Genomic DNA, 26,656 nt, shown 5'->3' with positions numbered 1-26,656 from the left:
ACCGCACGCATCAACTCTCCTGTGATAAAAGGTCATTGGCTGCGATACGGCTCCGCCCGAGGCGTGGTCCTCACCGTTCGCGGCCATAACCTTGTCCCGGCTGCGTGACGTCGTGACGGTCGGAGTGGTCGCGGCAACGGAGAGGGTGCGATGGCTGCACGGGTGGTGTTCGTTCACGGCATTGGCGGCCCCCGGGACCCCGCCAAGGAGCTCGATCAATGGTCCGCCGCCCTGGCCGCCGGGATGTGCGCCGCCGGTCACGAGGACCAGGCGGAGCGGCTGCTCGGGGACGCCTCGGGCGGCCGGCGCTTCGTCTACTACGGGGACCTCTTCGCCGCGCCCGGGGCGCAGGGCGAGGGCTCGTGGAGTCCGGGCGCGTCGGAGGCCGAGATCCTCGCCGGGCTGCTCGGCGACGTGGTGGCGTCTCTGGTCGCGGAGAACGAGCTGGAGACCGACCCCGATCGCAAGGCGGCCGAGCTGGAGGTTCTGGAGCACGCCCGCGCCCAGACGGCGTACGGGGTTCGCCAGCAGCAGGGCGGCGGCGAGATCCTGCGCAAGGCGCTGGACGTGGCCACCACGCTGCTGGAACTCAGGCCGTGGCGCTCCGTAGGAACGTGGGTCGCCCCCAAGTTGATGGTGCGCGACCTCGCGCAGGTGGCCCGCTATCTCGCGCGCGGGGAGAGCGAGGCGGCGGGAGGGAGCCTGGACGAGCGGATCAGGGCGCGCGTGGGCGAAGCGCTCGGGGACGGCCCGAACCTGGTCGTCGCGCATTCCCTCGGGACGGTCGTCGCTCTTGAGGCGCTGCACGAGTACCCGGGGGACGTTCCGCTGTTCGTCACGCTCGGCTCCCCCATCTCCATGCGTGCGGCCGTCTGGCCGCACCTGCGGCCCCGCCCGCCGGCGGCGCCCGCGGGGGTGCGCAGCTGGCTCAACTTCTGGGACCGCGACGACCTGATCGCCGTACGGCCGCGCCTGGAGGAGGACGTGGCGCCCAACGCTGACGGGGTCGCCCCCGTCAGCAGACGAGTGGACTCCGACGGCCTGTGGGTGCACCCGGCGCAGAAGTACCTCGCCCAGCCGGCAGTGGCGGGTCCGGTCGCCGCGGCGCTGCGCGAGGGCGCGGCGGGGGCTCGGTGATGGTCGGGCCGGCCTCCCCCAGGCACGTGCTGATCGTCGCACCGCACTGCGAGTCGATGCCCCGGCTGGACTCCCTCGAACCGGCCGCTCTCGAGCTCGACAAGGTACTCAGGGACGGCGCGCTGGGCGACTGTTCTCCCGGCCTCCCCGACGGCGGGTCACTGTTCGTCGGGGACGGTCTGACCAGCGGGCGCATCCGGGGCCTGGTGGAGGGGGCGGTCGAGCACGCCGCCGAGCGCAACGCGGTTCTGGTACTGGCCATGCTCGGGCACGGCTTCGTCGTCGGTCAGGCCGGAACCCTCCACCTGATGGCCTCCGAGTCGGTCGACGAGATGCGCCGGGGGGCCGTCGACGTGAGCGCTCTGGTCACGATGGCCGCGGACCACCACGGCGTGGCCGGGCTGATAGGCATCGTCGACACCTGTCATGCGGCCGGGGCGATCCCGGCTGCGGCCCAGCTGACGGCGGGCAGCCGCAACGGCCGTACGCGCCTGTCGCTCCTCATGGCCTCGTCCACCAGCCAGCCCGCGTACGACCTGGCCCTCTCCCGGCAGCTCGCCGCGGTGCTGCGGTCCGGCGTTCCCGTGGACGAGGAGGAGCTGTCGGTGAAGCGCGTCGCGCTGGAACTGCGCAGGCACGTGAGGGGCCAGGACATCACGCTCACGGAGCACGACGGCGACCCGTCCCCCCGCCCACCTCTCTGGGTCGCCCGCAACCCCCGGTATCGCGGTACGTCCCCCGGCGTCCTCAGCGGGCCCTTCGCGGCCGAGGAGCTCGCCTCCGCACTGGGCGGGCTGAATCCGCCGGCACCCGTTCCGAGGGCACACGGCACCCAGGACGTACGGACCCTCCTGCGCCGGCTGGACGAATCGCGGCCGGCGGAGCCGGACAGTGCCTTGGACCGGGCGATGAAGGCCGCCGACGATCTGTACGTAGCGGTCCGCACGGTGGAGTTCCTGCGCGCGTGGATCGGCCCGGAACTGACGACCCCGCGCATCCGCCGCGCCCTCGGCTCCTTGCTCGCGGGCGAGCGCCGGCTGCCCGCGAGCCCCGACACGCCGTGCGACAGCGACGTGAAGGTGCTCGACTACCTGGTCTTCGACCACCCCGTCGCCCACAAGGACTGCCGGTCGTGGGTCACTCGGTTCGTACTGCTCCTGGCGCGGGCGGCCGGACGGAGCGATCAGGACCCCGAACTGGGCCGGTGGGCGGAGGAGATCAAGGCCCGCCAGGAGCTCAACGACGCCGTCGAGTTCACCCGGCGTCAACATGCCGAGCAGCGGCTGTCCTTGGTCACGAGTCTGCACGCGTCGATGGCCGGGTCCTGGCCGGAGACGCTGGAGACCTGGCTGCTCCTGGACGGCGAGATCTTCGAGCGCAACACGTTCAGCTGCGTTCCGGGGACCGATCGGCCCATCGACCGCGAGAGCGTGGAGGACGCTCTCGACAACGCCCTGCTGTGGGCCCACAGCGCGGCCGACGGTCTGCAACTCCCCCTGACCCGCGTCCACGTGGCGGCTCCGAGCGCCCTGCTGGTCACTTGGCATCCCGAGAAGTCCGGGTCCGCACTGTGGCTCGGGGTCCACCACGACGTGGTGATGCACTGGAGCGAGCGCCTGGCTCCGTCCCGGCTGCTGAGGCTCACCGAGGCTTCGATCAGGGCCCGTTGGAAGGCGATCGACAGCCACACCGAGGCGTCCGCGCCGCTGGACTGGCTCTCGGCCCAGGAGACCGCCGACCCGAAGGCGTTGGGCCGGCTACTGGCCCGCGGGCAGTACGGTGCGGGCGCCATCGGCCTCGCCCAACGGCCCACCGCGGACACGGAAGGACTGCTGGACCTGTTGCTCGCCTACACACCCGTACTGATGTGGCCGCACGGAGCGGAAGACTTCGCGGTGTCGCTCCGGGAACAGCTGGACGAGCACTGGCGCACCCTGCCCGACAGCCTCCTGGACACCTACCGGTGCGAGTGGAGCGGCGGCTCGGCCAAGGACATCTCCGTGCTGCGGCTGGTCTGGGACGACCAGGAATGGCTGACGTTCTGCAACCGGTTCCGGGTGTCGGGCACGAGCGGAGAGTCCGTATGACCGGCCGCTCCTCCCCCACCGATGCCGCCACCCGCATGGCCGATGCCCTGCGCCCCTTCCAACAGCGGGAAACCGGGGGCGACATGCCGGGGCGGCCACAGACCGGGATCCACGCCAGGATCCTGATCGACCGGTCGCCGACCATGGCGGTATGGCGTGATGACCTGGACGCGTTCGCCCGGGCGCTGATCGGGCTCGGAGCCTTCCGCAGCGTCCAGATCGGCGACCTGCCCGCGGCGGCGGAGGCGCAGGCCTGGGCCGCGAGTCCCGGGACGATCGCAACGGCGGGCGCGGGGGGCACGGATGTGCACCGGGTGCTGATCCTGGTCTCGGACTGCGCTGCCCCCCGGTGGCGCAGTCCGGCGTGGTGGCAGGGTCTGTACGCCCTCCTGCACCGCTCCCCCACAGCACTCATCAATCCCCTGCCCCCGAAACTCTGGCGCCACGTCGGGATCGATCTGCCGGCCGTCCGCGTCAAAGCGCCCACGGCACCAGCGGCGAGCAACGCCGACCTCCTCTTCCAGCCGCCGCCCCTCCTGAACGCCTTGGCGGACAGAAGGCCCGGCGGCGCACCGGACGGCGGTGTACGGGACAACCGTGTACTGGACGGCGATGTTGTGCCGGACCGTGTGCCGGAGGCCGGGCCCGGAGGCACCTCGTGGCTCCCCCTTCCGGTGATGTCGCTGACCGGTCACGCCTTGGGCCGGTGGGCACGGACGCTGACGGCGGAGTCCGCCGACGGTTGTGACGCACTTCTGGTGCCCGGCCCCGCGGCATGGGATCCGCCCACACCGGACGAATGCCGTTGCACGCCCGCCTCCTTGACTGCTTCCTGCCTGATGCTGGCATCCCCCAGAGCGGCCAGGCTCACGGTCTTGTGCGGGGCGTACGAGGAGCTCGATCTGCCACAACTCCAAGAGATCGCCGAAGCGTTCGAGCCCGAGGCCACTTCGGCCGACATCGCCGAGGTCCTCGTGGGCGGGCTGCTCTCCGTCACCGGCGGCGACCCGACGACACTGCGTTTCCGCGACGGCGTCCGGGAGCACATCCGGTCGTCGCTCGGGGTGCGGGACGTACGCCTGCTGCGCGAGCGCCTGCCCCAGTACGCGGAGCGACTCGTCGCAGGTCGGCACGACAGCCTGCCCGCAGCCCACCCGGCGAAGCCGGCGAACCCGGAGAACCCGGTGGCCGAGCCCGCCACGTTCGATCCCGGCAGTCGGGTCACTCCTGCCGCCCCGGTCGCTCCGGTGACCCCGGTCGCTCCGGTCGCTCCGGTGGCGGAGCCCGCAACCGACACGCTGCCGCCCAGGAGTTTCGGCCGACACCGCAGCAGGCCGGACATCCAGCCGTACTTCTTCCTGAGCTATGCGCACACACCGAGGTTCGGGGCGGGGGGACCCGATCCCGACATGTGGGTGGAGCGACTCTTCCGTGACCTCTCCAGCCATGTCATGGCACTGACGGACCTGCCCGCCGGAGCCGAGGCCGGCTTCATGGACCGGGAGATACGCAGTGGTGAGGGCTGGTCGGAACGGCTCGGTGCGGCGCTCGCCACCTGCCGCACCTTCGTCCCCCTCTTCTCGCCGCGGTACTTCGCGAGCGAGATGTGCGGGAAGGAGTGGTTCGCCTTCGCCCAGCGCGCCGTCCATCACGCGGCGCTCAGCAACCAGTCCGCCGAGGCCATCGTTCCCGCACTGTGGGTGCCGGTTCCGCCCTCCCAACTTCCGATGCCGGCCGAGCGGTTGCAGTTCAACCACAACGCCTTCGGGGAGCGGTACGTCACCGAGGGGCTGTACGGCCTGATCAAACTGCGCGGTTACGCCGAGCAGTACGAAAGAGCCGTCTACGAACTCGCCAAGCGCATCGTCCGTGTTGCCGAGACCACCCGGCTCGGGCCGATCCGTCCCCTGGACTACCGGCTGGTGCCGAGCGCCTTCGGCAACACGACCTCCCGCTCGGTCCACATCGTCGTCGCCGCGCCCACACGGCACGATCTGCCTCAAGGCCGCAGTCCCGAGTACTACGGGGACAGCGCCCTGGACTGGAACCCGTACCACCCGGTGTCCCAGCGGCCCATCGCCCACGTGACCGAGGACCTGATCCGCAACCTCAACTACCAGGTGACGGTCAGCTCCTTCGACGACGAGGCCGTGCACTTCGACTCCAAACAGCCGCCGACCCGGCCCGAGATCCTGATCGTCGACCGGTGGGCGGTGGAGGACGAACAGCGCCGCCAGCGCCTGGCCGCCTTCGACCAGGAGTCCCGGCCGTGGATCAACGTGGTCGTGCCGTGGAACCGCTACGACCACCAGAGCCGCGCGAAGGAGAGCGAGTTGGCCCACCGGCTCGAGGACACCATGCCCGTCAAGATGAGCCAGGGCCGGGCCGCCGTCCGAGCCGCCGCCAACGGCGTGGCCAACATGGAGACGCTCGGCCAGATCCTGCCCCAGGTCATCGAGGCCGCGACCCAGCAGTTCATCCGCCACTCACAGGTGTACATGCCCGTCGGCGACACCCGCGACGAGCGGCCGCGGCTGACGGGCCCGATGCGCCCGTTGGTCAGCCTCTCCGACGACGGTAGCGCCTCGCCCCCTCCGTTCGACCAGTTCCCCGACGCGGAAGGGGACCCGCCGTACGAGGACTGACCCTCGCGCCGGGGTTCATCACCCCTCACCGAACCGGCGCCATCGGCATTCCCCTCCGGGAGGGGCACGGCCGGCCAGGGCATCTGAGTATCCGCACTCATGCCGTCGGGCCGTTGACGGGCAAGGATGAGCGGGTCCCTGACCTCGATTCATCGGAGGCGTTTGATGCGTCCGACGCACCCGGCTCGTGCGTTGCCTGCACATCTGTACGGTTCGCCCGGGGCGCCCGCACGGCGTCGCCCGCACGGCGGGTGGTATGCCGTACCGGCAGTCATGACGATCGGCTCACTGCTGTTGTCCCTCTACGGCCTCCTGTGGGGCCTGATCGCGAGGGCGGGCAAGCACATCGTGTGCGACTCGACCACGAGCTGCGCGGCGTCCCCGTACGAGGCCGGATACGCCTCCCCCGGGTGGCCCGGCTGGACGTTCCTCACGGCCGGGAATCTGTTCGCCCTGGCGCTGTTGGTGTGCGCGGGACTGTTCGCGGCCCGCCGCGGCAGGCCCTCGCTGGTGACGGCATGAACGACGAAGTTGGACAGACGGAGACCGGATTGCCCGTCAACCGACCGGCCCGGCTCAGCGCGTACACCGCCCTGAGCGGTGTCGCACTGCTGATGAGCTTCCTGACCCTCTACGGATGGATGCTTCCCCAACTCACCCTGATCGGGGCAGTGGTGTGCGGACTGCTCGCCGTGGTCACCGGCCACGTCGGACGCCTGCGTCGGCGACGAAACGGGCGGGGCACGGCGCTGCTGGGCATCATCGGCGGCTGGCTGGTGCTCCTCACCTGCGCGGCGCTCACGACGGTGGTCGTCGCCGTCTTCGGCGGGCTCGCCGCAGTACTGGACGGACCCTAATTCAGCGTGGCCGATCCACGTGGTCGGGTACCCGCCGCCCGCCGCCCGGCGCCGGGGCCCGGCCGGCCGCCCGGGAAGATGAGTACCGGGGCCCGCCGACCTGAGTACGCCCGCCCGTGCGGCCGGCCGTTCGGAACTGCTTGGCTGTCGTCATGCACAAGACGACCGCCACCCTGAACCCCGGCCACCCCACCCAGACTCCCGCCGCCCGCCGAGTGGCGATGTGGGTCACAGCGCTGACCGTCGCAATGCTCCCCGTGGCCTTCCTCTTCGGAGCACTCGCCGGGATGGCCACACAGGAAAACCCTCAGACCGTGGCCGTCGTCACCGCTTGCTGGTGGGCGTCCTGGACCGCCACGCCCCTCCTCGTGGTGGCCTCCCGGCTCCCGTTGCACCGCACCGTCTGGGCAAGGGCCGGCTACTGGGCCGGCTGGGCCGCGCCCCTCCCGCCGGCCACCACGATCCTGCTGACGCTCACCCTGTAGCCACAGCCGGTTCGGCGGCGCGTTTCCGAAGCCATGACGGCTGGTCAGCCTCGGCTTTCCGGAGCGCCGTTGTCAGTGGTAGCGGTTAGGTTCGAGGTGTTGCAAGGGGTGTATTCGACGGGGAGTGGACGATGATCGAGAGCAGTGTTCAGCCCACGCTCAGGGTGGTACTGACAGACGTGAACGAGCGCGTGGTGGAGGCATGGCGGGCCGCGTTCGCGGACACCCCCGGCATCGAGATCCGCAGGGGCTCGATCCTCGACGAGGACGTCGATGCCTGGGTCACCCCGACGAACTCACAGGGGCGGATGGACGGCGGGGTCGACGCCGTCATCAAGCGCCACCTCGGATCCGGGATTCAGCTCCGTGTACAGCGCGCGATCCGCGACCGGTTCGCCGGAGCCCTCCCGGTGGGCAGCGCGGTCTGCGTCCTGTCGGGGGCGAACAGCCCCCGGTACCTGATATCGACGCCGACCATGGTGCGGTCCTCGCAGAACGTGAGTGCCACGGTGAACGTGGCGCTGGCCTGCGCCGCAGCCTTCCAAGCCGTGCACCGGCAGAACCAGCTGGCGCCGGGCAGCATCCGCTCCGTGGCGCTGGTCGGGATGGGCGCGCAGACCGGTCGGGTCCCGGCCAGGGTGTGCGCCAATCTGATGTGGACCGGCTACACGCTCTTCCATGACCACTGGTTCGAAGACGACGACGAGTTGCCCGCCACGATCATCACTCAGCTCAACGGCATCGAGAACGCCCCCGTTGAGGAACGGGTGCGCATCGTGCCGCCGAAGGCCGCCGAGCCTGTCGCTGCCTGCCACCCCGCCAGCCACTCCGACGCGAACGACCCCCTGGTCCTCACCGAGCTCTTCGACGGTGGCGGGGAGCCTTGGCTTCCGCTCCTCAAACCCGTGATCGAGGCGCTGCCGGACGCCGCCCGGTTCATCGGGAAGGGCCGCAGCCCTGAGATCGTCCCCGTCCGTGAGCTGACCTTCCAGGCGCTCAAGCCCAATCCGCCGCACAGGTGGAAGGTCGTCGCCTTCGGCCAGAACCCCTACCCGCGGCCGGAGAGCGCGACCGGCATAGCCATGTTCGACAACGCCTTCAACGACTGGAAGGACAGCCAGTTCGGCAGGGTCGTCAGCATCCGCTGCATCATCAAGGCGGCGGCGATGTGGAAGTACGGCATCGCCAAGAAGACGCCCATCGCCGACATCCGCGCGCTGTTGAAGGAGCGGGACACCGTCCAGCCGCCGGAGTGGTTCCAGGCGATGCTCACGCAGGGCGTGCTGTTGCTGAACGCTTCCCTCACGGCCAGTGGGGACGGGGCGATGGGTGCCGAGCAGCACACGGCGTTCTGGCGGCCCGTCGCCGAACGGATCGTCGAGGAGATCCTCAAGGCCAAGCAGGACGCCGATGTTGAGGACCGCGGGGTCGTGTTCGCCTGGTGGGGGGCACACGCCCGCAACCTGAAGGGGGTCGTCCTGCGGCTCCAGGAGAAGTACCCGGACGTCGAGGTCCGGCACATCGACCACACCAACCCGGCAGCGCAGGGAGACATCTTCTGCGAGGGCGATCACTTCGCCATGGTCAACGAGGCCCTCGCCTCGCTGGGTGCCGATGTGATCGACTGGCTGCCGAGCAAGGGGTGGAACGCAGGGGCAGCCGGTGCGGACGCGGGTGTGGCGGCGCGCATGGGCACCTTCATCGAGTCGACCATGAACCTGCACCAGCTGTACCTCGAGCGGCTCACCAGCGTCAAGGACGAGGGCCTGGTCCTCCCCGCGATCACCGGCGTGTTCGATACCCCGCTGATGGATTTCCACGACGCCGTCGCACCGGTCGCCGAGACGCTGTCCGGGCTCGCCGGACACATAGTCCGGTCACGCGACTTCGGCAAACGGCGGGCGGACGAGACCTCCGGCGGCCTGTCCGCCGACGCGATCGCCGCGCTCTACCTCTACACCTGCGAATCCGCCTTCTACCGCGAGATCAATGCGGTCCTCCGCTCCGCGGACCGCACCAGGGTCATGCCCTACCTGCCGTACCTGCGGCTGCTGTTCTCGGCGGTGTCCGGGCTACCCGCACACACGCAGCCGCTGTGGCGCGGTGTGTCTCTGGATCTGCGGGCGCAGTACCCGGTGGGCCAGACGGTCACCTGGTGGGGCGTCTCCTCGTGCACCTCCGAGCTGAAGGTGGCCCGGTCCTTCCTGGGGAGCCGCGGCAAGCGGACCCTCTTCGAGGTGACGCCCGCCCACGCGGTCGGGATCAGGGGCTTCTCCGCCTTCACCGGGGAGGAGGAGTACATCCTCACTCCGGGCACTCAGCTCAAGGTGACGGACGTCAAGAGCGAACGCGGCGGGCTGTGCACGGTCAGACTGACCGAGGTGGACGCGGCTCCGCTGGTGTCCTGACCGCCCTTGGGGCCGCGCGCCTGTTTCGGCGCGCCAACTCGGTCAGCCTGGCGGCCAAGCCACTGCCCGATCGGTCCGCGACGCGTACTACGGCCCCTCGTCGTAGACTCCCGCCTCGACCTCGAGGGCGAGTTCCTGGAGGACCTCGATCGCGGAGACGTCCGTGCGCCCCTGGTCGTGGGCGATCGCGAGGCTGGTGAACGCCAGGCTGAATCCGGAAACCATCGTGTGCAGGGCCGGGCCCAGGGCCTCGGCCACCAGGGCCGCCACCTGCCGCGGAGACGCGTCGGCCGGGACGCTGATCGACGGCAGCATCTCGTTCAGGAGCGTCGTGGCCACCTGGGCCGTCGCCGCTCCGCCCGCTGAGTCGTCGCCGTCTCCGCCGCCCGTGTCATCCTGCCCGGTCTCGGCGGCCCGCCGGATGTCCTGGGCCTCGGTGAGGATGCCGATCACTCTCTTGAGTACCTCTGCGCGTTCCACCCCTGGAGGGTAGCCGGGGCCCCGGCCGCGGCCAGGTGCCCCGGAGCTTTGGACCCGGGCGCAGCTGTGATCGGGAGCTTGACAGACGGCGTGAGGAATCGGCCGCAATCAGTGAAGGTTGGCCGGCACAGGACGCGCCCCCAGTGGGACGGAGCACGCTAGTTGGCCCGCCGTGGCGTCTCGCCGCGCTCCTTGCTAGATTCGGCGCGATTCGACGTGGTGAGCATGCGAAGTGCCGCCCACGGGGCCGACCCGATCAGCAGCAGGGTGCGGGCGGGCGGCCTCCCCAACCGAGAGGTATGCCGGCATGCTTGCCAACGCAAAAACCCACGTCCTGATACTCATCGGCGTGTGGGCGGCGCTCACTGCGGTGCTGATGCCCCTCTTCGGCCCGTGGGGCGCTGTGTTCGCCGGAGCCGGCGCGAGCCAGGTCGCCTACCTCACCGCCAGGGCCTACCTGAAAGACGCGCCTGCGCTGTGGGCGACCGGCATGATCTTCACCGCGATAGGTGCGATCAAACTCAACATCAAGGACTGGCATACTCACGGCGCTGCCTTCGGCATCCCGGAGACGGTGTGCCTGGTGGCCCTCGCCTGCGTCGGGACCCTGTGGGTGGTCCGGAGGTTGAAGAGGGTGGCGGACGACTTCAAGACCAACTTCAAGGCCGCAACCATCGAAGCCACCGCCATCAGGGAACGAGCGGAAGCCGAACAGGCCCAGCGAGCAGTGGGCCAGCCCGAGGGGTACGGCGAGTTGGGGTTGCGCAGGTCGGCCCGGCTCGGCGCCCTCACCACCACGCTCACGGATCACGCCCGCAAGGTAGCCGCTGCCGGTGGCCCGGCCGCCGACATGGTCGCGGTCGCGGTCGCCGATGTTCACAAGAGGCTGGCCAAGGACCCCGGGCTGCTGCCGCACCTTCGCTACAACTTGGGCAAGGCCGACGTGGACGAGAGCGTACGAGCGGTCGCGGGAGCCCTGCTCGCCGAGGCCGAGGTGGCCGGGCAGCTGCCGCACTCTCTCTAGGGCCTGCGTGATGCTGTGATCAGTTGATGGGTTCTGCCTTCCTCGTGGGGCGGAGCCCGGTGGGACACTGGTCCGCATGTGGAAGAGTGCAACAGAGCTGACAGAAGCCTGTATCGAGGACGCGAGCAACATCTTGGTTGCACCTTCGATGTTGCAGGATCATGAGCTGATCAGGGACTTCTTCGGTTCCATCATCACGCCGGAGGACCTTGCTTCCGGTTCGCCCCAACTCGCGCAGAAGACCGTCTACCTGTGCGGCGACATATCCAGGATCAGTGGCCACCAACTGCGCGCGGCTGCACGGGTATTCGTCATCCGGGAGCTGTCAGACGGTTTCCGCGAGGACGTCGACCAGTCTTGGACCCTCGTCGACGTCGGCCGAGTCCCCATCCTCGTACACGGTGTCGGCGTGTACTACCGTCGCTTTTTCGGACTCGACGCCGATCACTTCGGACGGATCCGTTCGGAGCACGCGTTCCAGTCCCTGACGGAGTCCACCAAGCCCGGAACAGCCCATCGCAGCGGAATCTATCTGACGCCCGTCACACAAATCGGTGACGAACTGCATTTCCGCCTGCTCCGGTGCTCCACGAATCTCTCGGGGCCGACCGAGAGCTTTCGCCAGACCGACACGCGCATCGTCGAGGCTCTGAACCGCGAGGCCGCCGGCGTCTTCCGGAACCAGGCACCGCTCAATCACGTCCTCGCTCAGATCTACCACAACACCCTTGCCACGGCCGAGCGCAAGCAGTCCAAGGCCAAGATCTCATCCCATGCCGACAAGACCAAGGACATGCCTGTCAACGGCATCATGGCCTTCTGCACCTTCTATGACCGGCTCGAAAAGCTGCAACCCCTGGCCGAAGACGCCTTCGACTACGGCGTGAAGGGGGCCAGCGGGCTGACCAAACTCCACTTTCGCCTCAAGGAGCCGACCGGGGAACGTGATGGAGTCACGCTCCCTTCGCAGTTCACCGTGATCCTTTACCCCGGCTCCGTGTTCTTCATGCCGCTGTCCACCAACCGCCTGTATACGCACGAAATCCGTCCCTCAACGCTGGACGCCGAGTTGCTCCCGACCCGCCTGGGATACGTGGTGCGCTGTTCGAACGCCGAAGCCGTTCACAAGAACGGCAACACGTTCCTGAAGCTGGCCGGGGATCTGGTGAAGCTGGAGGCGCCCACACCAGATGGGATGGACGAGCTGCGCAGATTGTATGCCGAGGAGAACAGAACCTCGTCCTTCATTGATTACGGCGACGAATTTCACTTCAGCATGAACACAGGAGACTACACTGCCCCCCGAATCCAGGATCTCGGATGAGATCCTCTCGTACTCTTTTCCAACCGAGCAAAATCTCTTCGCGGAGCTGTCCGCGTCGGCTCGCTTGGAAGGCGTAGGAAAAGGCCGGCGAGGCGCCGTGCTCACCAAGGTCGACGAGGCGGGCGGCGTACCGCTCGTACGCACTACCACCCGATACGGCAGCCCGACGCAGCGTTTCCGGGCGGTACACGAACGGCTTGCGCAACACGTCCAAGAGCGAGCGGCGCTCCCGGTCGGCTTCAACAACGCTCTCATCGAGAGCTACACGAACGCCTACACAACCATGGGCAGCCATTCCGACCAAGCCCTCGATCTGGCCAACGAGTCGTTTATCGCCGTCTTCTCCTGCTACCAACATCCCGAAGCGAGCCCGCCAAGAAAGCTGATCTTCGAATCAAAGGGTTCCAGCGGAGAGAAGTTCGAGATCCCCCTCGCCCACAACAGTGTCGTCGCGTTCTCTGTCGACTCGAATCGGCGACTCAGACACAAAATCATATTGGAAACGCCAGCCCGGACGACGGACAACCAATGGCTGGGTGTAACATTTCGAACCTCAAAGACCCTCGTTCGGTTTCGCGACGGAAACGCATATCTCCCGCAGGATGAACGCCTCATGTCGGCCGACGATGAGCAGAGGAATGAGTTTTATCAACTACGCCGCCGTGAGAACAAGGAAACGGATTTCACCTACCCCCTGCTGACGTACACCATAAGCGAGAGCGACCTGATGCCGCCTGTCTGACCCAATGGCCGCGGCTCGCCGACCCATGATCCCGCTGTGGCAGATGTGATCACGGCGTCCGAACCGTCCTGGACGGCTCGCCGTCACTCCAGCCCGGTTTGATAGCCTGCGGCGATGGACGAGGTATTGGACGAGGGACCGTTCTTCCACGGAACAAAGGCCGAGCTGCGGGTCGGGGATCATCTCACCGCCGGCTTCCGCTCCAACTACCGGCCCGAAATCGTGATGAACCACATCTACTTCACCGCGTTGCGCGACGGCGCGGGACTTGCCGCCGAACTCGCCGCCGGCGACGGGGCCCCGCGCGTGTATGCCGTCGAACCGACCGGTGAGTTCGAGAACGATCCAAACGTCACCGACAAGAAGTTCCCCGGCAATCCCACCCGCTCCTATCGCAGCCTGGGGCCGCTCCGGATCGTGGGCGAGGTCACCGACTGGACGCGACAGACACCCGAAGCCCTCCAGATGTGGCGGGACCGGCTGGCCGAGATCCGTCTGGATGACCGGGCGGAAATCATCAACTGACGGCGAGGCGCGGCGAGGTCTCCTCCAGACGGCACTACCGTTGAGAAGGTGACGGGAAGCGACGCCGACCGGCGGTGGTCCGAGTCCATGCCGGCGGCCTACGAGCAGTACCTGGTGCCGGTGCTCTTCCGGCCCTTCGCCGAGGACCTGGCCGCCCGAGCGGCTCCACTCCAGCCAAGGCGGATTCTCGAACTGGCCGCGGGCACCGGCGCTTTGACATCGCTCCTGCTCTCCGCGGTTCCGTCGGCCGAGGTGACGGCCACCGACCTGAATGAGGCCATGGTCGCCTTCGGGTCGTCCCGGGCCCCGGGCGCGGTGTGGCGGCAGGCCGACGCACAGCGGCTGCCGTTCCCGGACGGAAGCTTCGACCTGGTGGTCTGCCAGTTCGGCGTGATGTTCTTCCCCGACCGGGTCGCGGCCTTCGCCGAGGCCCGCCGGGTGCTGGCCCCGGGCGGCCGGTTCCTGTTCAACACGTGGGGCCCCATCGGTACGCACGCCTTCGACGCCGCGGTGCAGGCAGGGCTTGAGCAGGCCTTTCCGGTCGACCCTCCACGGTTCCTCCCAACGGTCCCGCACGGCTACGCCGACCCCGCCGTTGTGGCCGCCGACCTGGTGGCGGCCGGGTTCGGCGTCGAGGAGGAGCAGGAGCTGACCCTGGATGGCCGGGCCGCGTCGGCCGCCGACGTCGCCATCGGGTTCCTCACCGGGACGCCCGTGCGCGCGGCCGTCGAAGAGCGCGGAGACGGGCCGACCGTCCGGGCCACCGTCATCGAGGAGATGACGGCCCGTCTGGGTGCAGGGCCGGTCGTCGCCCCGATGACGGCGTACGTCTTCCTCGGCGCGGCCTGAACGCTCGACACGCCCGCGCCGGGAAAGGCGCGCGGACCTCGATGCGGACGATCCGCAGCTCGGCGGCGCGCTCGGCCATGACCAGGCGCAGGGTGTCCAGGGCGAAGTGCGCGGTGGGGCGGCCGCCCGGCCTCGGTGGTCATGGCCGGATCCGTGCGGTTCCGCCGGGGGTCCCCGGAACGCATCGCCGAAGGTCCCTCAGCGGGCGCCGCCCGTGGCCTACGATCTCGGCGGACGGTCCCGTTCCGTAATCGCCGCTCGCCCCCGCACTCATGGAGGTCAACCGTGTCCCGGACGGCCAGAGGAAGCAGCAGTCGCCGCCACAGCCTCCGTATCCGCGTCGCGGCCTCAGCCGCCGCGGCGGGTGCGTTCCTCATCGCGGGATGCTCATCGAGCGGCGGCGGCGCGGGTGAGGCGGCCGGCGGAGTGCCCGTCGTCGAGAAGGGCAAACTGACGACCTGCACCCACCTGCCGTACCCGCCGTTCCAGTTCGAGAAGGACGGCAAGGTCGTCGGTTTCGACGTGGCCCTGGTCGACCTGGTGGCGAGCCGGCTCAAGGTCGAGCAGAAGATCCTCGACACGCCCTTCGAGAACTTCAAGACCGGGGCCTTCCTGAACTCCGGCGAGTGCGACCTCGCGGCGGCCGGCATGACGATCACCGACGAGCGCAAGAAGAACGTCGACTTCTCCGTGCCCTACTTCGACGCGACTCAGGCACTGCTCGTGACCAAGAAGAGCGGCGTCACCTCGCTGGCCGATCTCAAGGCGAAGTCGAAGAAGCTGGGCGCGCAGGCCGAGACCACCGGGGAGAGCTACGCCAAGGGCCAGGGATTCGACCCCGTAGCCTTCGAGAGCTCGGACGCGGTGATCAACGGACTGCGCACCGGTCAGGTCGACGCCGTAGTCATCGACTACCCGGTCGTCCAGGGCTGGCTCAAGGACCCGAAGAACGCGGCCGAGTTCACCCTCGCGCAGAACATCGACACCGGCGAGCAGTACGGCTTCTCGGTGAAGAAGGGCAACACCGCCCTCGTGGCCGCGATCGACAAGGCGATCACGGACGCCAAGGCCGACGGAACCTACAAGAAGATCTACGAGCAGTGGATCGGCCCGCTGCCCCAGGCCGCGCCGTGACCTCTCGGCTGACCCGCCGTCAGCGCCGCCGCGTCTCGCAGGGCGTGCAGTACGCGCTCTTCGGTGCCGTGCTGGTGCTGATCGGCGTGAACGCCGACTGGGGCCGGCTGCAGAACCAGTTCGCCCAGAAGGACCTGGCGCTGCGGCTCTTCCCGGAGATCATCACCACGGCCCTGCGCAACACGGTGGTCTACACGCTGTCGGGGTTCCTCCTCGGCCTGGTCCTCGGCCTGGTCATCGCCATGATGCGGCTGTCCTCGGTGGCCCCCTACCGGTGGGTCGCCGGCGTCTACATCGAACTGTTCCGCGGCCTCCCGGCGCTGCTGATCTTCATTTTCGTCGGCGTGGCGGTGCCACTGGCGTTCCCCGGTACAGCGATCCCCGGCGGCACGTACGGCAAGGTCGCACTCGGCCTCGGCCTGGTGGCCGCCGCCTACATGGCGGAAACGATTCGGGCCGGCATCCAGGCGGTCCCCAAGGGGCAGCTGGAGGCGGCCCGCTCGCTGGGCTTCTCGCACGCCCGGGCCATGGTCTCGATCGTCATTCCACAGGCCTTCCGCATCGTCATCCCGCCGCTCACCAACGAACTGGTCCTGCTGTTCAAGGACTCCTCGCTCGTACTGTTCCTCGGTGTGACGCTGCAGGAGCGGGAGCTGACCAAGTTCGGACGGGACCTCGCCAGCCAGAGCGCCAACTCCACCCCGATCCTGGTCGCGGGCCTGTGCTACCTCCTGGTGACCGTGCCGCTGAGCTTCGTGGTGCGCCGGCTGGAAACCCGCGCGGCCAAGGCCACGTGAGGACGAGATGCCACAGGAGACGGAAGCGGTGGACCCGATGACCACGGACGGCCCGGAGATCGAGATCCGCGGACTGCACAAGTCCTTCGGCGACAACCACGTCCTGCGCGGCATCGACTTGGAGATCGCGCGGGGCGAGGTGGTGTGTGTCATCGGGCCGTCCGGCTCGGGCAAATCGACGCTACTGCGCTGTGTGAACCTGCTGGAGGAGCCCAGCGAGGGCCGGGTCTTCGTCGGAGGCACGGAGGTCACCGACCTGGACGTGGACATCGACGCCGTACGCCGCCGCATCGGCATGGTCTTCCAGCAGTTCAACCTCTTCCCCCATGTGAATGTCACGGAGAACCTCACCCTGCCCCAGCGCCGGGTCCTGCGCAGGGACAAGATCGGGGCCGCGGCCGTGGCCCGCGAGAACCTCGCGCGCGTGGGCCTCTCCGACAAGGCCGAGGCCTTCCCCGCCCAGCTGTCCGGCGGCCAGCAGCAGCGGGTGGCGATCGCCAGGGCCCTGTCCATGGGACCGGAGGTGATGCTCTTCGACGAGCCGACCTCGGCACTCGATCCCGAACTCGTGGGCGAGGTGCTGGCGGTGATGCGGGTCCTGGCGAGCGAGGGCATGACGATGATGGTCGTCACCCACGAGATGAGCTTCGCCCGCGAGGTCGCGGACCGGGTCGTGTTCATGGACGGCGGTGTGATCGTCGAGCAGGGTCCGGCGGCGCAGGTGATCGGGGATCCCCGGCAGGAGCGGACCAGGAGCTTCCTCGACCGCATCCTGGACCCGGCGGCGGCCGAACCGCCCCGGGCCGAGCCGCCCAGGCCCGAGGGCGAGGGCTCGCGGCCGGGCGAGGACGCTTGAATCCTGTCGGTCCCCGGCGCGCCCCCGCCCCCGCCCCCCGCTCCGCGCGCCCGGATGCCGGGGCACCAGGACGGCAAACCCGGCCCACCTGCGGCGCCGCCGTGCCGATGGGGCAGGATGGCAGCCCGCTTCCGGATGCGCACGCATGTCCGAACGCGGCTTCCCGCACGACGAACTGACAGGTGACAAGGTGACGACACCCCTCATACGGCGGGCGGCAGCTCCCGCCGCCGCTTCCCCGGTCCGGCGAGGGGCGGAGGTCGTCCGTTGACCCGGGACCTCGTCCTGCACGACTGGCTGGTCGCCGGCATCGCGCTCGCCGCGGGCGCCCTGGCCGGTCTGCTCCTGCGCGCCCTCGTACGGTGGCTGGGCAAGCATGCCCTGCGGACGCGCTGGAGCGGGGACGACATCATCGTCGACGCGCTGCGCACCTTCGCGCCCGGGGCGGCCGTCATCGGGGGCGCCGCCGTGGCCGCCTCGGCCCTGCCCCTCAGTACGCGAATCTCCGGCTGGGTGACCCATTCGCTGACCGCCCTGCTGATCCTCATGGCCACCCTCGGCGCGGCCCGGGTCGTCGCAGGTCTCGTCCAGTCCGTGGCCCATGCGCGCACCGGAGTGGCCGGATCGGCCACCATCTTCGTCAACATCACGCGGGTCGTGGTGCTCGCGATGGGCCTGCTCGTCGCGCTGGAAACCGTGGGCGTGTCCATCGCGCCCCTGCTCACTGCCCTCGGGGTGGGCGGTCTGGCGGTCGCGCTGGCCCTGCAGGACACCCTCGCCAACCTCTTCGCCGGCGTCCACATCCTCGCCTCGAAGACGGTGCAGCCCGGTGACTACATCCGCCTCACGAGCGGCGAGGAGGGCTACGTCGTCGACATCAACTGGCGCAACACCGTGGTCCGCAACCTGTCGAACAACCTCGTGATCATCCCCAACGGGCGGCTCGCGCGCACGAACATGACCAACTTCACCCAGCCCGAGCAGCAGTTGTCCATCCTGGTCCAGGTCGGAGTGGGCTACGAAAGCGACTTGGAGCACGTCGAGCGGGTGACCCTCGAGGTGGTCGACGGGGTGATGGCCGACATCAACGGAGCGGTCCCCGACCACGAAGGGGCCGTCCGCTTCCACACGTTCGCGGACTCCAGGATCGGCTTCACGGTGATCCTGGGCGTCGGCGAGTTCAGCGACCAGTACCGGATCAAACACGAGTTCATCAAGCGGCTGCACCGACGGTTCCGAGAAGAGGGCATCTCGATCCCCGCCCCCACACGGACCGTCACGCTCCACCAGGACGACCCCCGGCCCGCACCGCCGGCACCGTTCCCGCACCAACGCGAGGCGCCGGCCTCGGCACTGGCGGACAACGGGCGGTAGCGGGCCTGGGTGGCAGGCTCAGGTCGGGCTCACGGCCGGACACCGGTCGGATCCGTCGCTTCTGCGTCCGCCCGGGACGCGGCGCCCGATCCGGGTCCGAACCCCCTGACGATCAGCCACCCGGCCAGCGCCAGCTCCCAGGCGAACACGGGGAGCGCGGCGACCGAACCCGCGACGGAGACCTGCGCGTAGGCCCCGAACATCACGGCGACCGCCGAGGCGCAGATGAGCGGCCCGCCGACCAGCCCGAGTACGGCGATGAAGCGCGGCACGAGCCGTGCGCGGTACGCCAGGTACGCGAGCAGCACGGTGTTCAGGCCGAGGGCGACGTTGGGCCCGAGCAGGAACGTCCAGTCGTGCACGGCCACCAGCGCGGCGTCGGCGCCGTCCGCCGCCCCTCCGTCCCGCCGCAGGGTGACGAGCGCCAGGACGGAGACGATCCCGAGGGTGATGACGGCCGCCTCCAGCAGCCGCCCGAAGGCGTATCCGAGCGCGAGCCCCTCGCCGTGGCGCCGCAGGACGGGGAACAGCGCCGCCCCGGTACCGGCAACCGCCACCACGAGCACCACCTCGCAGACCACCCCGAGCAGCGCCTTCGTGTCGGCGCCCTGTGCGAGCCGGCCGTCCGCCGCGCCCAGCAGGGGGCGGTACAGAACCGCCCCGGCTATCGCGGCGACCTCGGTCAGCAGGAACAGCGACCCGGCGGCCACCGCGGTTCTCCGGTCCGGACTCATCTTCTCGGCACCTCTCACTCGATGGTGGTGTACGCCGTACACCTGGCGGCAACCATAGGTGTACGGCGTACACTCGTCAAGGAGAGGGTGCTGTCGATGAGGGAAGGGGCCGAACCGGAATGACCCGGCAGGAAGCCACACACACGCAACGGATCCCCCTGAACAGGGACCGCGTCCTGCGCGCCGCCGTCACGCTCGCCGACGCCATCGGCATCGACGCGCTCAGCATGCGCAGGCTCGCGCAGGAGCTGGGCGTCGTACCGATGGCCCTCTACAAGCACGTGGCCAACAAGGAGGAGCTGCTCGACGGCATGGCCGACGCCATCGTCGGCGAGATCGACCCGCCGGCCGCGGGGGCCGACTGGCGGCTCGTGGTCCGCGGGCGGATCCTGTCGGCCCGGCGGGTGCTGCTGCGCCACCCCTGGGCGACCCGGGTCATCGAGTCGCGGACCGGACCCACTCCGGCCGTGCTGGCGTACCTGGACTCGATGGCCGGGAGCTTCCGGGACGGTGGGCTCTCCGCCGACCTCACGCACCACGTCATGCACGCGATGGGCAGCCGCCTGCTCGGCTACAGCCAGGAACTCTTCGACACCTCGGGCCCCTCCGGCCCGCCGGATCCCGGGATGGCGGCGCGCTACCCGCACATCGCGGAACTGGCCGCGACGGCCGCGCACGACGGGGGCTCCGCGGTCGGCGGCGGCTGCGACGACCAGTTCGAGTTCGAATTCGCCCTGGACCTCCTCCTGGACGGCTTCGAAAACCTCCGCCGCCAGGGCTGGACGTCCGCGCGGAAGACGTAGGCGGGGCCTGGGGGCGGCTTCGCACTCAAATCACACGATGTGCCAGCCTGAAGCCACCGCGATGAGCTGGATTCGGCACACTTCCCTTCCCTCCCGGGAAAAGGAGAACTGAATCCCGTCTTCGTAGCCCTGCTGGTTCTCCAGAGTCCAGATCCACTGCGCCGACGCGCCCAGCACGCGGGTCCACGGCGAGTCCTGGGGCGCATCCCCGACGCACACGCCTTCCAGCGGGAGCCCGTCGGAGCTGGAGATGCGGATCGTGTCGTCGTCGGCGTTGACCGCCAGCACCCAGGACCCGTCCTCGAAGTCCAGGATCACGGCGGGAATCGTGGTCGGCGCGTCCGGGAAGCTGCCGTATCGAACGCCCAGCAGGCGTCCGGCCTCGTAGCACATCGCCCGACGCTCTTCTTGGAACATGCCCGCGCCCCTTCCGAATCCGACACGCTCGCGCGATCTCCGGATGCGCGGCTGATCATTCGAACACGATGGACACGGCACGGAGACGGAATTCCGTCACGCAATCGCCCTGTCCGGCCTCATCCCGCCGGGCTTCGCGCGACCGGAGCTCGGCGGCCGCCGCATACGCAAAACGCCCGGCCGGGAAGTCCGGGCCGGGCGTGCTGCTGTGTCTGTTGCCGCTGGTGGCTTAGTACCAGTGGTGGTTCTGCCAGAAGCTCCAGGCGCCGACGGGGCTGCCGTAGCGGGAGTTCATGTAGTCCAGGCCCCACTTGATCTGGGTGGCCGGGTTGGTCTTCCAGTCCGAGCCCGCCGAGGCCATCTTCGAGGCCGGCAGGGCCTGGACCAGGCCGTACGCGCCGGAAGAGGAGTTCGTGGCGGTGTGGTCCCAGCCACTCTCGCGGGAAACGATGTTGTTGAACGCAGCGAACTGGGCCGGGTCCTTGATCATCTGCTGGGCGATCGCCTTGGCGCTCATCGGGGCGGCCTGCGCGGGAACCGCGGCCAGCATGGAACCGGCGACGCCCAGGGCGAGGACGGTACCCGCGAGGGTCTTCTTGGAAGCGGCGATGCGGCGGATGACTGCGTTGGACACGGATTGACCTTCCGAAGGGGACAGGGACGGTCGCAGGCATGCCGAAGACATGCGTGAGCCACTCACGCGAAGGAGAGGGGTTCGTCCGGGGAGCGGGAGACCGGGGGTGAACCCGGGGGGATCTCCGTCCGCCCTGCGACTCATCCAGTTCTACGGGGGTTCCCGGGCCCTGGCAACGCCCCCTCTTACTAGTGGTCCTCGCAGCCGGGGCGCAACGACCCCCTCCGCCCGGGCAGGCATCAGAGCAGGTGAGGGCCGGTATGGAGGGGTGCGTAGGGGACGTTTAAGGACTACTATCCCGGCTCGTATGTGACCTAGGTCCTGTGGGGCGGGTCACCGCCGGAGGCCCCGGATCTCACCCAGCGTGCCCGCCCGTACCCCTTTCGGGGGCAGGCTCACGGACGGATCCGACCCCCGCATCGAAGGCCACGGGCGCCATAGGGGGCAAAAAGAACAAGGTGAGGGCTACCCACGCCCAGCGACGCACCGATGCCCCGCACCTTCCGGCGGCGGGGGCCCAGTTCTCACCCGAGATAGTTGATCTGCAGGACGGTGATCGTCTTGAGCGCGTGTCCGATGAGGACGACGGCGAAGCACTGCTCGGTGACGATCATCCGCACGATGCCGTCGTCGTCGCCGTATGCCTCGGTGGCGCCGAGGGGGTCCTGACAGGCATCCGCAAGGGCCAGAGTGAGGGTCTCGCTGGCCGGCCCCGGCATGGCTTCGTGGACGGCCTCGGCCGCAGGGTCGTACTTGAGGCGATGGGTCACATCTGCTTCGTCTGCTTCCAATGTCTGAGCACCAGTTTTCAGGGGCACAGACCACCGGACGGCGGGCAGCGATCTTTGCGCGACTTAGCGTAGCGATCCGCGCGGGAGGTAAGGGCCGCTTCGGGAATTCAGGCAGCGCCGCGGGTCCGGAGCCGCGCGGCGTCCGCTCGGACCCGGTCCGTTACGTCGATCCAGGACTCCGTGGGGTCCTCGCCGCGGCCTTGGGCTGCGGCAATGTCCCGGCCTCGCTGGATGGCTGCGACCGTGTCCTTGGCGACGCGTTCCCAGCGTGCGAACACGGCGAGGAGTTCGTGGGCGGGGGCCCGGTTGATCTCGCCGACGAAGCGCTGGGCGAGTACGGGGTTGCCGAGTGCGCCGCAGATCCGCTCGATGGTCCACGGGGTCTCGCTCACGACGGCCTCCACGGCGGAATCACGACTGGTGATTTCCACCGTAGCGGAGATTCGTTAGCCGGCTACCGTTTCCGCCTTGTCGCACCGGGTCGCATCTGGCGTACGGGCGCGGCCTGGTGTCGGGTCTTGGGGCGCGGCCAGTGTTTCGGCGGACTGGTCCGGGTTACTGGCCACTGTTCCCCCGCGAAGGGCGTTGCTGCTACCCGAGCTTGGCAGCGGCCTTCTCGTAGTCGGCTGCCTGTGCCCGCCTGAGGAGGTGGGTGACGCGGATGAGGGTGTTGCCGTGCAGGGAGTCGTATTCGGTGAGCGCCGGGATGCTGCTGGTGGCGGCTTGGATGTAGTCGTGGCGGGTTTTGGCATCGGCGGCATAGGCGGCCTTACTCGGCGCTGGAGCGGCGGCGGAGCCGCCCGCGGAGGCCGGCCCACCGGAGGCGGCTTGGGGGGATCGCGATCGAGCCGGGATTGGGCTAGAAGGGTCACTATGGAACTCACCCAGATACGCCTGTTGGTGTCCGACTTCCCCGCCGTCTACCGCTTCTACCGGGACGTGCTCGGGCTCAAGCCGCAGTTCGAGGCCGAGGCCGGCCCGTACGCCAAGCTCAGCCCCGACACCGGACACGCCGCGATCGCGCTGCAGGACCGGGCGCAGATGGCCGACGTGCTGGGGCAGTTGGGGGCGGAGCCGGAGGGATACCGCGCGCTGGTGGTTCTGCGGGTGGACGACCTGGACGCGGCCCACGCCGAACTCACCTCGCGGGGTGCGGAGTTCACCCGCAACCCGGGCCCGATGGGCGACCGAATACGGGTCGCCTACCTGGAGGACCCGGAAGGAAATCTGATCGAGCTCCAGGAGTGGCTGGCGCTGCGCGAGCAGGCTGGCGGCGTGCCGGCGTCAGAGGCCTAAAGGGTGTTGCAGAAGGCTCGGCGTTGGGCATTTTCCCTGTATGGGTGGGGTGTTGCGGGCTGAGCCGGTGTGGGTGGAGACGTTCACGGGCTTGCGGATCGATCGGTTCGCGAAGCTGGTGAAGGTGGTGCGCGAGCGGGGCGGGAACGGGCCCGGCGGTGGCCGGCCCTGGTGCCTACCGCTGCCCGACAGGGTGCTGCTGGTGGCGGTGTACTACCGCACGAACCTGACCATGCGGCAGCTCGCTCCGCTCTTCGGGATCTCCCCGGCCACCGTCTGTCGAGTCATCCAGCGCCTACGGCCGCTGCTGGCGCTGGAGCCGGCCCCGCGGCCGGTCGCCGACGTGGAACGGCTGTGGATCGTGGACGGAACCTTGATCCCAGTCCGCGACCGCACCGTCGCCGCCTCGTCCCGCAACTACCGGTTCTCGGCGAACGTGCAGGTCATCATCGACGCGGACAGCCGCCTGGTCGTCGCGAGCGCCCGCCCGGCGCCCGGCAACAAGGCCGACGCCCACGTCTGGCGCGAGTCGGATCTGCCGGCCCAGGCCGCCGGGACGACGGTCATCGCGGACGGCGCCTACTTGGGCACCGGGCTGATCGTCCCGCACCGCAGACGAGCTGGACGCCCCCTCCTGCGCGGCCAGGAAGAAGACAACGCCGAACACCGACGCGTTCGCGCCCGCGTCGAGCACACCTTCGCCCGCATGAAGAACTGGAAGATCCTCCGCGACTGCCGCCAGAAAGGAGACGGCCTCCACCACGCCGTCCAAGCCGTCGCCACCATGCACAACCTCGCGATGACACGGTGAAACAGCAGCTCAACCCGCCACACAGCCCTGCCCACACTGAGCCTTCTGCAACAACCTTTAGAGCCTGTCTCTTTGGTCATCTGCGGAGCCGTATGAGGCTGGCCGCGAGGGGGCATGCGGCCTGGTAGACGATGGCGAGCTTGTCGGTGCGAATACCAGGCCGGGCCAGCTTCAGGCGGCAGCGGGCAGGCAAATCTCTTTCCTGGCCATGGCAGCCTCGCGATCATGGAGGCATGGATACTACCGAAGACCCTGTGGCCGTGGTGGCTAGTGCCGAATCAGGCAACGTTCGCCCTGTTGGCGAGGGCTGGGTCGTCAATGCAGACTGCACCGCATGGAGTTGATCGCGCAGGGCCGGGATGCTGATGTGTATGCCCTGGATGAGTCCAGGGTGCTGCGGCGATACCGGCACGGGGGGCCCACCGGTCTGGAGTCACGCTTGATGACGCACCTTGCGGCATGTGGGTATCCGGTGCCGCGGGTGTACGAGATCACCGACACCGACATGGTTCTTGAGCGGCTGGCCGGGCCGACGATGCTGGATGAGCTGGCCCGGCGCCCGTGGCGGGTGGGTTCTCTCGGCCGGGAGCTGGGCCGCCTGCACGACCGGCTGCATGCGCTGTCGGCACCGGAGTGGCTGCCCAAGCGGTTCAGCACGGCGGATGGTGACCGGGTGCTACATCTGGACCTACACCCAGGCAACGTCATTCTGACCCGGCGGGGCCCGGTAGTGATCGACTGGTGCAACGCGGGCGCTGGTGATCCGGCTGCCGATGTGGCGATGACCATGGTGACCGTGGGCAGTGCGGACGTGCCGGGACTCGCCGCCCGCCTCGGGCGGGGGCTGTTGCTGCGCGGTGTGCGCAGCGGCTGCCGGACCAACCCGGCGGGACGGATGCAGGAGGCGGTCCGGGTGAAGCTGGATGACCCGAATCTGACGCCCACGGAGGCGGCGTGGTTGCGACGGCATGCCGACGGCGGCAAAGGGCGTGGTGGGGGGTGGACGGATCGGTCAGGCTGCTGATTTGTGGCGGAGCGGGTGCGGGTAGGCGAGATCGACGATGACGAGGGCAGACGGCTGCTGCGGATCATCCGCAGGGGTACCGGGTCGGTGGTGACCTGGCGGCGGGCTCAGATGGTTCTGCTGTCCGCGCAAGGGATGGCGGTGGCGAAGATCGCCAAGGTGTCGTTCACCAGCCCGGACCGGGTCCGGGATGTGATCCACAACTTCAACGCCGACGGCTTCGAGTCGCTGTATCCGAAGTACAAGGGAGGGCGTCCGAAGACGTTCACACTGCCCGAGCGGCGCGAGATCAAGAAGATCGCGAAGTCGAAGCCGACCGAGCACGACCTGCCGTTCTCGACCTGGAGCCTGACCAAGCTGGCGGACTTCCTGGTCGCCGAGGGGGTGGTCGACGACATCAGCCACGAGGGCCTGCGCATCCTGCTCCGCGAGGAAGGCGTCTCCTTTCAACGCCTGAAGACCTGGAAGACCTCCCGCGATCCGGACTATGCGGCCAAGAAGGCCCGGGTCGAGCACCTCTACGCGATCGCCGACCGGGAGGTCATACCCGAGTCCGACGAACCCGAAGTCATCTTCTGCATGGACGAGTTCGGCCCGCTCAACCTGATGCCCCAACCCGGCCGGCAATGGGCCGAGCGCGGCGGGAAACACAAGGACCCCGACCGCGAACCCCGCCGTCGGCGGCGGGCGACCTACAACCGTTACGGCGGAGTACGGCACCTGTTCGCCGCCCTGGACCTGACCAGGGACAAGCTCTACGGCCACATCAAGCCGGTCAAGAAGCGCACCCAGTTCCTGGAGTTCTGCCGGTACCTGCGCAGCCTCTATCCGCCCAAGGTCTCCGTGGACTCCACTGTCTGCCGGGCTCACCAGCACTCGGCCGGAGCGAGGAAAAAGGGGCTCCCGGCCGGTCTGAGCCGGAGGACCACGCGCTCGGACGCTCCCGTGGTGGCTTGAGCACGAAGGTCCACCTGGCCAGTGATAGCCAGGCGCGGCCTCTCTCCATCCGGGTCACCGCAGGCCAGGCAGGTGACGCGCCGGCCTTCGAAGCGGTCATGGCCGGAATCCGGATCCCGCGGAGTGGACTCGGCAGGCCAAGAACCCGCCCTGCGGTCGTCCTTGCGGATCGCGCCTACTCCTCCCGCGCGATCCGCGGGCACCTCCGTCGACGCGGCATCCGTGCGGTCATCCCGCAGCCCGCCGACCAGATCGGCCACCGTCTGCGTCGAGGCCGCGCCGGAGGCCGCCCGCCCGGCTTCGACGCCGAGACGTACAAGGAGCGCAATACCGTCGAGCGGTGCATCGCCCGGCTCAAGCAGTGGCGTGGCCTTGCAATGCGGACGGACAAACTCGCCATCGCCTACCAGGCCGCACTCCACCTGGCTGCCATCCTCATCTGGACCCGGCGCTGAGCAAGGCGTC

26 protein-coding genes and 2 pseudogenes are annotated in these 26,656 nt (G+C 69.1%); 22 read left to right on the top strand and 6 right to left on the bottom strand.

Annotated elements, in window-relative coordinates:
- Positions 1-150: 150 nt before the first annotated feature.
- From OHU74_RS34245 to OHU74_RS34215, 7 genes are all read left to right on the top strand, one after another.
- Positions 151-1,137 (top strand): hypothetical protein, encoded by a 987-nt coding sequence (locus OHU74_RS34245; RefSeq protein ID WP_371614279.1) that lies wholly within the window; start codon positions 151-153, stop codon positions 1,135-1,137.
- 26 nt (positions 1,138-1,163) lie between these two features.
- On the top strand, positions 1,164-3,224 hold the full coding sequence (locus tag OHU74_RS34240; protein ID WP_371614280.1) for a hypothetical protein: 2,061 nt from the start codon (positions 1,164-1,166) through the stop codon (positions 3,222-3,224).
- Positions 3,221-5,869, top strand: a complete 2,649-nt coding sequence (locus OHU74_RS34235) for a TIR-like protein FxsC (protein ID WP_371614281.1) — start codon at positions 3,221-3,223, stop codon at positions 5,867-5,869. The genes OHU74_RS34240 and OHU74_RS34235 overlap by 4 nt, the downstream gene beginning before the upstream one ends.
- A gap of 273 nt (positions 5,870-6,142) precedes the next feature.
- Positions 6,143-6,391 (top strand): hypothetical protein, encoded by a 249-nt coding sequence (locus tag OHU74_RS34230; RefSeq protein WP_371614282.1) that lies wholly within the window; start codon positions 6,143-6,145, stop codon positions 6,389-6,391.
- A complete protein-coding gene (locus tag OHU74_RS34225) occupies positions 6,388-6,726 on the top strand; it encodes a hypothetical protein (protein WP_371614283.1) in 339 nt (112 codons plus the stop codon). The genes OHU74_RS34230 and OHU74_RS34225 overlap by 4 nt, the downstream gene beginning before the upstream one ends.
- Positions 6,727-6,878: 152 nt before the next feature.
- A complete protein-coding gene (locus OHU74_RS34220; RefSeq protein WP_371614284.1) occupies positions 6,879-7,211 on the top strand; it encodes a hypothetical protein in 333 nt (110 codons plus the stop codon).
- Between the two features lie 131 nt (positions 7,212-7,342).
- Positions 7,343-9,619: an ADP-ribosyltransferase domain-containing protein gene (locus tag OHU74_RS34215; RefSeq protein ID WP_371614285.1), complete on the top strand. Its 2,277-nt coding sequence runs from the start codon at positions 7,343-7,345 to the stop codon at positions 9,617-9,619.
- 87 nt (positions 9,620-9,706) lie between these two features.
- Here the strand turns inward: OHU74_RS34215 and OHU74_RS34210 are convergent, their stop codons facing one another.
- Complete coding sequence (locus OHU74_RS34210) at positions 9,707-10,099, bottom strand: hypothetical protein (RefSeq protein WP_371614286.1); 393 nt, start codon at positions 10,097-10,099, stop codon at positions 9,707-9,709.
- 307 nt (positions 10,100-10,406) lie between these two features.
- On the opposite strand from OHU74_RS34210, the gene OHU74_RS34205 reads away from it, so the two are divergent.
- The 9 genes from OHU74_RS34205 (at position 10,407) to OHU74_RS34165 (ending at position 18,724) form a co-directional block, all read left to right on the top strand.
- Entirely contained in the window at positions 10,407-11,123 is a 717-nt protein-coding gene (locus OHU74_RS34205; RefSeq protein ID WP_371614287.1) for a hypothetical protein, read from the top strand.
- A 76-nt stretch (positions 11,124-11,199) separates the two neighbouring features.
- Positions 11,200-12,447, top strand: coding sequence for a hypothetical protein (locus OHU74_RS34200; RefSeq protein ID WP_371614288.1), 1,248 nt, complete (start codon positions 11,200-11,202; stop codon positions 12,445-12,447).
- Entirely contained in the window at positions 12,419-13,189 is a 771-nt protein-coding gene (locus OHU74_RS34195) for an alpha-ketoglutarate-dependent dioxygenase AlkB (protein WP_371619538.1), read from the top strand. The genes OHU74_RS34200 and OHU74_RS34195 overlap by 29 nt, the downstream gene beginning before the upstream one ends.
- A 114-nt stretch (positions 13,190-13,303) precedes the next feature.
- Positions 13,304-13,714, top strand: coding sequence for an NAD(+)--rifampin ADP-ribosyltransferase (gene arr / locus OHU74_RS34190; protein WP_371614289.1), 411 nt, complete (start codon positions 13,304-13,306; stop codon positions 13,712-13,714).
- Between the two features lie 87 nt (positions 13,715-13,801).
- Entirely contained in the window at positions 13,802-14,563 is a 762-nt protein-coding gene (locus OHU74_RS34185) for a class I SAM-dependent methyltransferase (protein WP_371619539.1), read from the top strand.
- A gap of 141 nt (positions 14,564-14,704) precedes the next feature.
- Positions 14,705-15,697: an ABC transporter substrate-binding protein gene (locus OHU74_RS34180; protein ID WP_371614290.1), complete on the top strand. Its 993-nt coding sequence runs from the start codon at positions 14,705-14,707 to the stop codon at positions 15,695-15,697.
- Entirely contained in the window at positions 15,694-16,494 is an 801-nt protein-coding gene (locus OHU74_RS34175; RefSeq protein ID WP_371614291.1) for an amino acid ABC transporter permease, read from the top strand. Before OHU74_RS34180 ends, OHU74_RS34175 begins: the two co-directional genes overlap by 4 nt.
- A gap of 7 nt (positions 16,495-16,501) precedes the next feature.
- Positions 16,502-17,350, top strand: a complete 849-nt coding sequence (locus tag OHU74_RS34170; protein ID WP_371614292.1) for an amino acid ABC transporter ATP-binding protein — start codon at positions 16,502-16,504, stop codon at positions 17,348-17,350.
- A 267-nt stretch (positions 17,351-17,617) separates the two neighbouring features.
- Positions 17,618-18,724 (top strand): mechanosensitive ion channel family protein, encoded by a 1,107-nt coding sequence (locus OHU74_RS34165; RefSeq protein WP_371614293.1) that lies wholly within the window; start codon positions 17,618-17,620, stop codon positions 18,722-18,724.
- A 29-nt stretch (positions 18,725-18,753) separates the two neighbouring features.
- On the opposite strand, the gene OHU74_RS34160 is transcribed toward OHU74_RS34165, so the two are convergent.
- Complete coding sequence (locus OHU74_RS34160) at positions 18,754-19,458, bottom strand: DUF4386 domain-containing protein (RefSeq protein ID WP_371614294.1); 705 nt, start codon at positions 19,456-19,458, stop codon at positions 18,754-18,756.
- Positions 19,459-19,577: 119 nt separating this feature from the next.
- On the opposite strand from OHU74_RS34160, the gene OHU74_RS34155 reads away from it, so the two are divergent.
- Positions 19,578-20,261, top strand: a complete 684-nt coding sequence (locus tag OHU74_RS34155; RefSeq protein WP_371614295.1) for a TetR/AcrR family transcriptional regulator C-terminal domain-containing protein — start codon at positions 19,578-19,580, stop codon at positions 20,259-20,261.
- Between the two features lie 30 nt (positions 20,262-20,291).
- On the opposite strand, the gene OHU74_RS34150 is transcribed toward OHU74_RS34155, so the two are convergent.
- The 4 genes from OHU74_RS34150 to OHU74_RS34135 all read right to left on the bottom strand — a co-directional run bounded on the left by OHU74_RS34150 (position 20,292) and on the right by OHU74_RS34135 (position 22,495).
- Complete coding sequence (locus tag OHU74_RS34150; RefSeq protein ID WP_371614296.1) at positions 20,292-20,678, bottom strand: DUF6334 family protein; 387 nt, start codon at positions 20,676-20,678, stop codon at positions 20,292-20,294.
- Positions 20,679-20,907: 229 nt separating this feature from the next.
- Complete coding sequence (locus tag OHU74_RS34145) at positions 20,908-21,363, bottom strand: transglycosylase SLT domain-containing protein (protein WP_330294266.1); 456 nt, start codon at positions 21,361-21,363, stop codon at positions 20,908-20,910.
- Positions 21,364-21,836: 473 nt separating this feature from the next.
- The gene (locus OHU74_RS34140) at positions 21,837-22,082 is read right to left on the bottom strand and encodes a hypothetical protein (protein WP_371614297.1); all 246 of its coding nucleotides are present in this window, start codon (positions 22,080-22,082) and stop codon (positions 21,837-21,839) included.
- Between the two features lie 128 nt (positions 22,083-22,210).
- Positions 22,211-22,495, bottom strand: a complete 285-nt coding sequence (locus tag OHU74_RS34135) for a hypothetical protein (protein ID WP_371614298.1) — start codon at positions 22,493-22,495, stop codon at positions 22,211-22,213.
- A gap of 481 nt (positions 22,496-22,976) precedes the next feature.
- Between OHU74_RS34135 and OHU74_RS34130 the strand changes: the two genes are divergently transcribed.
- From OHU74_RS34130 to OHU74_RS34110, 5 genes and pseudogenes are all read left to right on the top strand, one after another.
- Positions 22,977-23,399 carry a VOC family protein gene (locus OHU74_RS34130; RefSeq protein WP_371614299.1) on the top strand — a complete coding sequence of 141 codons (423 nt, stop codon included), beginning with the start codon at positions 22,977-22,979 and terminating at the stop codon, positions 23,397-23,399.
- A gap of 40 nt (positions 23,400-23,439) precedes the next feature.
- A complete protein-coding gene (locus OHU74_RS34125; RefSeq protein ID WP_371614300.1) occupies positions 23,440-24,210 on the top strand; it encodes a transposase in 771 nt (256 codons plus the stop codon).
- A gap of 334 nt (positions 24,211-24,544) precedes the next feature.
- Positions 24,545-25,234, top strand: coding sequence for a phosphotransferase (locus tag OHU74_RS34120; RefSeq protein WP_371619512.1), 690 nt, complete (start codon positions 24,545-24,547; stop codon positions 25,232-25,234).
- 3 nt (positions 25,235-25,237) lie between these two features.
- Positions 25,238-26,095, top strand: a pseudogene (locus OHU74_RS34115) (IS630 family transposase); the annotation flags it as partial.
- Positions 26,072-26,646 (top strand): annotated as a pseudogene (locus tag OHU74_RS34110) (IS5 family transposase); the annotation flags it as partial. The pseudogenes OHU74_RS34115 and OHU74_RS34110, both read left to right, overlap by 24 nt.
- Positions 26,647-26,656 lie beyond the last annotated feature (10 nt).

The organism is Streptomyces sp. NBC_00454 (assembly GCF_041434015.1).
In the GTDB taxonomy this organism is placed as follows: domain Bacteria; phylum Actinomycetota; class Actinomycetes; order Streptomycetales; family Streptomycetaceae; genus Streptomyces.
The sequence above is the reverse complement of the archived record's forward strand: the minus strand, read 5'-3'. Positions and strand labels throughout refer to the sequence as shown.